Raw genomic sequence first — 786 nt, 5'->3', positions numbered from 1 at the left:
TCAATGTCTCGATAAAGCGCATGAACGCCAATCTCGACATCTTGCAGGCCAAGCGCCAGCGGCTGGCCGGCGGCGGCACGCGGCGCGACCGCAGCCGCATTCTTGCGGCGCTCGACGCCAATGGCTGCCGCGATGATGAAGTCGAGGCGCCTCGCGCCCCGATCCAGGAGGCCGCCCGCAACAATGGTGGCGGCAATCTGTTCGAGCAGCTCTTCGGCCGTGGCGACGAGGAGATCGCTACGCTCGACACGCCTGAAGCGCTTCCGCCAGACGATCCCGGCGCGCGCAACATCCGCCGGGTGATCAACCAACCCGATGGCATGGACCTGCCGAGGATGAACGGCGAGTTCCGCACCGTCTGCGTGCGCACCTGCGACGGCTATTTCTTTCCGATGTCGAACGCCGCCTCTTACGGCGATTTCGAGCGCGATCAGAAGAATTGCGAATCGAGCTGCCCCGGCACCGAGATGCAGGTCTTCTACACGCGCGGCATGGACGATGACGCCGGCAACATGACATCCTCGGCGACCGGCCGTCCTTACAGCGAGCTGCCGACGGCCTATCTCTACAAGCAGGCCAACTACTCGCGGCCGCCGCAATGCGGCTGCAACGCCCAGGCCGAAAACTTCTCGATCATAGGCGGTAATCCGCCCAATCCGGAGCAGCCGCAGCCGGACAGCGGGGTGACGACCCTCGTGCCGGCGCCGGCGGCCAAGCTCGATGCTGGCGCCGATCCCGAAACGCTCGCCAACGCTGCAGGCGGGCTCGACCGCGCGGCTATCAAGC

1 protein-coding gene is annotated in these 786 nt (G+C 65.9%); it reads left to right on the top strand.

All coding sequences use genetic code 11. The features are described from left to right. Window positions 1–20: 20 nt before the first annotated feature. The coding region (locus EOA32_RS37480) for a DUF2865 domain-containing protein (protein ID WP_348632250.1) at window positions 21–786 on the top strand (766 nt) is incomplete at its 3' end.

The organism is Mesorhizobium sp. M1A.F.Ca.ET.072.01.1.1 (assembly GCF_004023325.1).
Classification (GTDB): Bacteria; Pseudomonadota; Alphaproteobacteria; order Rhizobiales; family Rhizobiaceae; genus Mesorhizobium.
This window is presented reverse-complemented; position numbering and strand designations above follow the sequence as displayed.